The organism is Streptosporangiales bacterium (assembly GCA_009379955.1).
Taxonomy (GTDB): domain Bacteria; phylum Actinomycetota; class Actinomycetes; order Streptosporangiales; family WHST01; genus WHST01.
Genome location: WHST01000205.1, coordinates 1 through 5,335 on the forward strand (window position 1 = coordinate 1; position 5,335 = coordinate 5,335).

Sequence of the window (5,335 nt, forward strand, 5' to 3'; positions counted from 1 at the left end):
GCCACCAACCAGCCGGGACTATTCACCCACTGGCAACACGGTGCACTCCCCAGCGGCTCGACGACGGGAGCCGTGTGACGCGAGAGTGTCACGCACGGTTCTACGAGCGGCGGCGGGTGCAACTCCCGCCGCCGACTCACCGGATGAAAGACGAGAACACCGGCTGGTCCCTGAAAGCCCACCCCGACGGATCCGTCACCTGGACCTCACCCACCCGACGGACCTACACCCAACGACCCCATGACTACGGCGACAACTGACCTTGCGACTACGGTTCCGCATGTCGTCACCCGTGCCCGGGTTCGTGTCGACCGAGACGTTTCCTGCCGTCCTGGACTTCGGCTCGCTGATGCGGCGGCTGGTCGTGCTGCTCGTGATGTTCTTCGTCGTGGTCGCGTCGGCGGTCGCGCTGATCGTCTACGTCGCGGGTCTGCACAGCGTCCTGGCATGGCTGCCGGGGATCGTGGTGGCGGGTGGGCTCAGCGGGGTACTGGTGTTGTGGAAGAAGCATCAGTTCACGGCGACGTGGGGCGGCGCGGTCCTCGAGTTGTCGCCGGAGGGCGCGGTCACCAGGGATCGGTTCACCTGCGTCCGGTTGTCGTGGGGCGCCGTCAGGTCGATCGGTGCGGCCGACCTGATGGCGCCGCTGCGGCTTCGGCCGCGGCCCGGCAGCGTCGTGACGTACGTGGCCGGTGAGGTGGCGACCGGGTCCGGGCGGTGGCGGACGGGGGACGACTCACTCGTCGGGCCTGGCACGCTCGAGGTGAGCGAGGACGCGCCCGTCCTGGTGCGGTCGCAGGTCAGGCAGAACCTCGGTGCTCGCAGTCTCGATGCGGAGACCGGGCTGCCGCTCGTTGCGGTGATCCTCACCAACGACGACCGGGACTGGGTGTCCGGACGGATCGGTGCGTGGGTGCGGGCGTACCGTCCCGACCTGCTCGACGGACGCTGACCGGCGGGCGCCGACGAGACCCACGACGGCGTCGACCGCGAGGAAGGCCAGCAGGCTGACGCCGAGGACGGGTAGGAACGCGCCCACGCCGGCGGCGAGGACGACGACCACGGCGATCGCGGCGGCGGGAGAACGGCGGAGGGCGCCGCGGGCGATCGGGCGGCCGAGGCGCGGGCGGTGGCCGCGGGTCGGGCGGCGTTGCCACCACATGCGGTAGCCGAGGCCGGTGAGGGTGACGATCGCGGCGGCGAGCAGGATGAGGCCGAGCTGGTTCCAGATGCCGAAGAGCCGGCCCATGTGGAGGTCGATGCCCCAGCGGGCGAGCTTCGCGGCGACGGGGTAGTCCGCGAAGCGCACGACGTCGGCGACCGTGCCGGATGCCGGGTCGACGGCGACACTGTCCGCGCGCGTGGGCCACTGCCGGGTCAGCTCGGTGACGACGACGTGCCCGCCGTCACCGGTGGGTGCTGTGACCTCGATCGGGCCGGAGAGGCCGACGCCCGCGGCGGAGCGTGCGGCGCGGTCCCAGTCGAGCGCGGCCCGGTGGTCCGCGCGGTGCGCGGTGCCGTGGTCGTCGTGGTGCGTGTCGGGGCCGGACGCGACGGTCGGCGTCGTCCAGCTGAGCTGCGCGCGCAGGTCCGTCACGTTCGCGCCGGCGAAGCGCGACCAGGTGAGGCCGGTGGCCGACAGCATCACCAGGCCGAGGACCACCCACGTCCCGACCGTGCCGTGCCACACCATCGTCCGCCTGCGCGAGCCGCGCGCCCGTCCCTGCCGCCCGCGACGCCGCGTCCACCACAGGACGAGTCCCGCGACCGCGATCAGCCAGAGCCAGGACGCCGCGAGCTCGCTGTAGACGCGTCCCGGCTCGCCGAGATGGAGGTTGCGGTGCAGCCCGTCGATCCAGGTGCTGATCGGCAGCGCGCCGCTCGAGCCGTACGTGGCGAGCCGCCCCTTCACCTCGCCGGACACGGGGTCGACGAACACCGCGAGGCGTTCGCTCGGGCCGAGTCCGTCGGCGGCGAACAGCACCTGTGTGGTCTCCCCGCGGGACGGGGCGGGGCGGATCGCGAGCAGCGAGCGGTCGGGTTGGTCGGCCCGCGCCGCGGCCGCCTGCTGGGCCAGGGAGAGCGACGGGCCGCGTACCTCGGTGGTCAGCTGATCGCGGTAGACGGCGCGCTCCAGTTGCGGGCACGCGGCGTAGAGCATGCCGGTGACCGCGGCGACGACGACGAACGGGCCGACGAGCACACCGGCGTAGAAGTGGAGGCGCAGCAACAGCTGGCGCAGGTGTCGGGGCATGGAGAGGTTCCTGTCGTCACTAGTCGAGGAGCGCGGCGCCGAGGTACGAGCCCTCGGCGCAGCCGGGCGGCACGGCGAAGACCGCGGAGCCGATCGGCGTCGTCCACTCGTTGAGCAGGTCGAGGTCGGCGAGCCGGCGCTGGATCGGCACGAACTGCCGGTCGACATCGGCCTGGAACGCGACGAACACCAGGCCGGAGTTGCTGAGCTCTCCGGGCGGGGGCGGGTCGTCGTAGTTGTACGGGCGGCGCAGGAACCGCTGGGCGTCGTCGCCCGACCTGGCCCTGTGGATGTGCGCGAACGGCGCGATGACCGGCAGGCCGACGTCGTCGGTCGCGTCGAGGTCGGGCTCGTCGTGCTCGTGCCGGCCGGTCAGCGGCGCCCCGTCGGCCAGGCGCCGTCCGACGGCCTGCTCGCGGCCGCTCCGGTCGAGCTCGTCCCATGTGTCGAGGTCCATCGCGATCCGGCGGACGACCATCGACGTCCCGTCGGCGAGCCAGTCGGTGCCGTCGGCCCAGACGAGCGCGTCGTCGCCGGCCGCGGGGTTGTGCGTGCCGTCGACCTGTCCCATCAGGTTGCGCATCGACGTGCCCGAGCCGCCCCCGCGGAAGCCGGACTGGCGCCAGCGCACCGTGACGAAGGCGCGTGCCTCCTTCACCAGCAGCCGCACGGCGTGGGCGACGGCGAGCTCGTCGTCCGCGCAGACCTGGATCACCAGGTCGCCGTGCGACCAGGAGTCGTCGAGCCGGTCGACGCGGAACGCCGGGAGCGGACGCAGCCAGCGCGGTCTCCGGTCCCGGAGCCCGGCGGCGGTGAAGACGTCAGGTCCGTACCCGACGGTGATCGTGAGGTTCGCGGGATCGGCCGCGAGCTCCGGCTCGGTGTCGGTCAGGCCGGGACGCCCGCGGGTGAGGCGGGACGCGTCGTCGGTCCAGATCGTCATCAGCCGGCGGAGCGCGTCGCGGTCCACCGACGGCCGCAGGTCGAACGCCACGAACGCGGCGAACGCCTGCGGCGGCGTGGTGACGCCGGCCTGCCGGTGGCCGTGGAACGGATGCCGCCGCGGCCCTGGAGGCGAGGCGTCGGGAGCGGCCCGATCCACGAGCCGTGTGCCGCCCACGGCGAGCCCGGCGCCGCCGAGCGCGGCGACGCCGGACGCGAGCAGACCGCGCCTGCTGACCGCCGGTGCCCGGCGCTCAGCCATGGTCGTGGCTTCGGTAGCTCTCCTTCGCGCCGGAGAACGACCGTGCCGGCGCCTCGAACGCCTTCCGTGAGCCGTCCGCGAAGACGAGGGAGACCCTGACGGAGTCGCCCGGCATGATCGGCTTCGCGACGTCCATCAGCATCACGTGGTCGCCGCCGGGGGACAGCACGTGCCGTCCTCCGGCCTCGACGACGAAGCCGCCCTTCTTCGGCCGCATCACCGCGTCGCCGTCGCCGTTCCTCGTCGTCTCGTGCAGCTCGACGACCGGCGACGCCGACGTGGTCGCGGACGTCACCCGCACGTCGGTGCCGGACGGGTTCCGCAGCGTGCCGAAGACCGCGGTCATGCCCTTGTCGGCGGCCTTCACCCACGGGTCGACGACGCGCACGGTCGCCGCCTGCTTCGCGGTAGGCGTGCTCGTCGGCGCGGCGGCACCGTCGGCGCAGCCCGTGGCGGAGATCGCGAGCACCGCGGCGCTGCCCAGGGCGACCGCACAGGTGCGGGCGCTCATGTCCGCCGCCTCCGCCACGCCACGACCGCAACGACCACGAGCACCACCAGGAGTGCGAGCCCGACGGCGATCGGTATCGCGGAGCCGGTCGAGTCGTTGCCACGGGACGCCGGTGTCGTGGACGGCTCGCCCCGGGTCGCGGTCGGCGTGCTGGTCGTGGGTGTTGGTGTGGCCGTCGGGGAGGACTCCTCGCCGGCATCGACCGTGAACCGGAACGTCCCCTCGACGGGATGCCCGTCGGACGAGACGACCCGCCACGCGACCGTGTAGCGGCCGTCGGTCAGGTCATCGGAGACGCGGGTGCGCACCTTGTTGGCACGCACGTCCGGCTCGTCGGTGGTCACCTTGCCGTCGGGTCCGCGGAGGATCACCGTGGGAGCGATCTTCGCGACGTCGTCGCTGAAGGTGAGCGTGATCGTGGACGGAGCCGTCGTGACGACGGCCCCCTTCTTCGGGGAGGTGGCGAGCAGCGAGTCGTGGGCGGACGCCGTGCCTACCGGCCACAGGACGGCGAGGCCGGCGAGCAGCGACACGACGAGCACGCGCCACCCGGTACGGGTGAACGACATGGGAGAGCGCTCCTAACGGAGGTGCGTAGAAGATCCGTCGGCGCACGGGGGCGACGACGGCACGGACGACGGAGACCTACGCGGGGAGCGGGGGTCCGCGCAGCGGACGGGCGCGGACATGGTGCTGGTGGTCGGGTGGCGTGTCGCCGATCGCGACGGGCTGCCAGGTCTCGCCGACGGCGGGCAGCGGCCGTGGCGCGAACGCGATGCGGTACGCGCGCAGGCCGAGCGCGTCGGCGGTGGCCCACAGGCAGGTCTCGCCGTGGCGTACGACGGCGACGGACACGGCGGTGGCGACGAGGTGCCAGCCGAGCATGGCGGCGGTCGAGGTGTCGGCCATCGCGTGGTCGGGGATGGTGAACACGGCGACGCCGTGCAGGAAGCCCTGCGCGAGCAGGAAGACCGCGGCGAGCTGACGCGTCGTCCATGCCCGGTCGCTCAGCCAGAAGCACAGCGGAACGGCGACGGCCAGGACGAGCCCGACCGTCGCGGCGTTCGGCGCGGTGCCGCCTCCGGCGACGTGGCAGAGGACCGCCACGAGCGTCGCGACCACCGCGACCGCGACAGCGCGAACGGCGCGCCCCGTGCCTGAGCACAGCGCGGCGTTGACCCGGCCGGCGCGATCGACCACCCGGGGATCGTATCGGCCCCTGGCGGGCCCTAGTAGTACTTTGTTATGTCGAGTCTGCGGGGGTGGGTGGGCGTGGCAGGACGGGTTGCAGGCAGAGACGGCAAGCGCCGGTCCAGACGCCGAGTAGGGCCTGGAGTTCGCGGAGGACGGCGTAAAGAGTCAGGCC

Annotated in this window: 5 protein-coding genes; all 5 read right to left on the reverse strand. The window is 73.1% G+C overall.

What is annotated here, in order from left to right; all coding sequences use genetic code 11:
• Positions 1-736 precede the first annotated feature (736 nt).
• The 5 genes from GEV10_31615 to GEV10_31635 all read right to left on the reverse strand — a co-directional run bounded on the left by GEV10_31615 (position 737) and on the right by GEV10_31635 (position 5,169).
• Positions 737-2,254, reverse strand: a complete 1,518-nt coding sequence (locus GEV10_31615; GenBank protein MQA82950.1) for a PepSY domain-containing protein — start codon at positions 2,252-2,254, stop codon at positions 737-739.
• 19 nt (positions 2,255-2,273) lie between these two features.
• Positions 2,274-3,458, reverse strand: coding sequence for a Dyp-type peroxidase (locus GEV10_31620; GenBank protein ID MQA82951.1), 1,185 nt, complete (start codon positions 3,456-3,458; stop codon positions 2,274-2,276).
• Positions 3,451-3,969: a copper chaperone PCu(A)C gene (locus GEV10_31625; protein ID MQA82952.1), complete on the reverse strand. Its 519-nt coding sequence runs from the start codon at positions 3,967-3,969 to the stop codon at positions 3,451-3,453. The genes GEV10_31620 and GEV10_31625 overlap by 8 nt, the downstream gene beginning before the upstream one ends.
• The gene (locus GEV10_31630) at positions 3,966-4,538 is read right to left on the reverse strand and encodes a copper resistance protein CopC (protein MQA82953.1); all 573 of its coding nucleotides are present in this window, start codon (positions 4,536-4,538) and stop codon (positions 3,966-3,968) included. Before GEV10_31630 ends, GEV10_31625 begins: the two co-directional genes overlap by 4 nt.
• A 76-nt stretch (positions 4,539-4,614) precedes the next feature.
• Positions 4,615-5,169: a hypothetical protein gene (locus GEV10_31635; GenBank protein MQA82954.1), complete on the reverse strand. Its 555-nt coding sequence runs from the start codon at positions 5,167-5,169 to the stop codon at positions 4,615-4,617.
• Positions 5,170-5,335: the final 166 nt, after the last annotated feature.